The sequence below is a fragment of the Streptomyces sp. genome, from assembly GCF_035563135.1.
In the GTDB taxonomy this organism is placed as follows: Bacteria; Actinomycetota; Actinomycetes; order Streptomycetales; family Streptomycetaceae; genus Streptomyces.
Genome location: NZ_DATMVN010000722.1, coordinates 1 through 2,212, shown reverse-complemented (window position 1 = coordinate 2,212; position 2,212 = coordinate 1). Strand labels below are relative to the sequence as shown.

Annotated in this window: 3 protein-coding genes; all 3 read right to left on the bottom strand. The window is 66.7% G+C overall.

Going from position 1 to position 2,212, the window contains the following annotated elements:
* Positions 1-395, bottom strand: a 395-nt coding sequence (locus tag VN520_RS32035) for a glycosyltransferase family 2 protein (protein ID WP_325750436.1), incomplete at its 3' end; no start/stop codon positions are given.
* Positions 388-1,695: an O-antigen ligase family protein gene (locus VN520_RS32030; protein ID WP_325750435.1), complete on the bottom strand. Its 1,308-nt coding sequence runs from the start codon at positions 1,693-1,695 to the stop codon at positions 388-390. The genes VN520_RS32035 and VN520_RS32030, both read right to left, overlap by 8 nt.
* A gap of 3 nt (positions 1,696-1,698) precedes the next feature.
* A partial coding sequence (locus VN520_RS32025; RefSeq protein WP_414720019.1) for a hypothetical protein occupies positions 1,699-2,212 on the bottom strand: 514 nt, incomplete at its 5' end.

The window sequence follows — 2,212 nt, the reverse complement described above, 5'->3', positions numbered from 1 at the left end:
GGCGTCGGGAAGGGCCAGCGCACCTGCTGCCGCTCACCGGTCACAGGATCGGCGAGCGCAGGGGATAGAGCGGCCACCCGTTCGGCATCCGGCGCCCGCAAAGCAGCGTGAAGCTTACGTAGCCCTTCGGCGTCCAGGACGGCGTCGGGGTTGAGCAAAAGGACGTCGGTGCTTGCGCCGAGCTGACTCAGCCCAAGATTGACGCCACCGGCGAAGCCAAGATTGTCGCCGGCGTTAATGTACTCAGCGGCATGCCGATGAGCGACCATTTCGACGGCAGCATCACTGGAGTTGTCCACCACCAACACCGGCGCGGCGCGGTCCAGTGCCCGAAGGCAGGCGTCGAGCTTGTCGGCTCCGTGGTAAGCGACGACGACGACGGCAAGATCAGACACGAGTTCCATCCAAGTGGCCATTGAGAGCCATGCCAAGCAGTAACCAAGGGAGCACCGGTGTCCCGCGGACCCAGTAGACGTCCACGAAACCGTGCACGATGACGGCGGCCTGGATTGCGAGCGCGACCGCCACGAACGGGTTGACCCGCCGCCGCCGGTAGGCGACGACTGCGGTGCCGATCACAAGCAATGCGAAGGCGATCAGGCCGGGATATCCGACGTCGGCTGCAGTGCGGATGACGAGATTGTGCGGGTCGACGGTGTAGGAGTCCTGCCCCGGTGTGCCGGTGACATAATTCCCTGGACCAACTCCAAAAAGGGGATTGGCGGCCACGAGTTGCCAACCTTGCTCGGCGAAGGTGTCTCTCAACGCCACGGAGTACTGCGCTGCGGTGAGATCTCCCATGGAGGTGCCAACCGCGCCCGAACTGAAGTCGGTGGTGCGCGAGAGGACCTCGTCCGGCAGCAGGCGGTAACCGACGGCCACAAGAATGATGAGAGGCACAACTGCGGCCAGGGTGCGCCGCCAGTTGCCCAGCCCCCGCAGGAGCAGAACGACGACGACACCTACGCCGGCACCCAATAGAGCCCCGCGGCTCTGGGTGAATACAAGGCCGGCGCCTAGGGGAACGAGCAGGATCAGGCGCCAGGTCCATGTAGGTGCAAACGCGAGAGCCAGCACCATGGCGTTGGCGATCATCTGACCGGAGGGGTTCTTGTTCCCGGTCAGTTGCGAGCCTTCCCCGCCCGTGGCAATCCACATCAGAGCGAGGACGACCGAGCCGAGGACGAAGACGGCCACCACAGCGCGCCCCGCTCGAGGCTGCAGCGCCACGGCGCCCAGGACGAAGGGCACCAAGAACAGCTGGTACGTCTGGATGCTGTTCAGCGTCACAGTCGTGGACGCGTGGAAGAGTACGACCACGACGAGCCAGACGGCGAACGCGGCTCCGCACAGCAGGAGGGCCCGGGCATCGCGTCCCCGGTCGCGCCAGGAGGGGCCGAGCACCAGGCATACCAGTGTGCCCAGGAATGCCAGTGCGAACAGGGCGTCGGATGCCGTCACCTGTGCTCCTCCGGCGCTCACGCCGAGGGTGAGGAACGGAAGTAGCGCTGCGCCCAGCACTACGGGGAGGTGCGGCCGCAGGGCGAGGATTACGAGCACGGGAGCACATGCGAGCAAGTACGCGTAACGGACGTGCTCCTGGTTCCAATACCCGACCAGCGCGGCCAGCCCGAGCGCGGCGACCAGTCCGATGGCACGAGAACTTTGCTGCCGCGCCATCTGCAGTGCGACCACGGCTCAGCCCGATCCGGGGACGGACTCCCGCACCGGCTTCTCGTCCTCTGTGACGGGTGCCGTCCGTGCCATGGGATCAGAGCTTCGATGGCTGGCAGGCAGCCGGCGTGGGCCGAGGCGCTCCGAGCCCTCCTGGCCACCGTTCACAGCCAAGCCGAGCTTCGGCGCCTGCACCGTCCGCACAGCGTCGCGAGCGCGGCGAAGGCGGTCCTTGGTGGCGACGCCCACCTTCGCGACAAGCAGGACGCCCGACGAGTGGGCCGCCAGGAACAGCGCATCGGCCACCTGGAGCACCGGTGGGGTGTCCAGGATCAAGACGTCGCACTCCGCTTGGAGTTGTTGCAGAACCTGGGGGGTCCGTGGGCCGGTCAGCCTCTCCAGCTGATGAGCATTCGACGCCCCTGCCGTGAGGACGCGCAGCGAGGAGTCGGGAAGGTCGCGAAGAACTGCAGACGGCGTGGTCTGCCCATCGAGCACCTCGGCGAGCCCCGGACCGGGCGGCAGGTTGAAGAGGTCG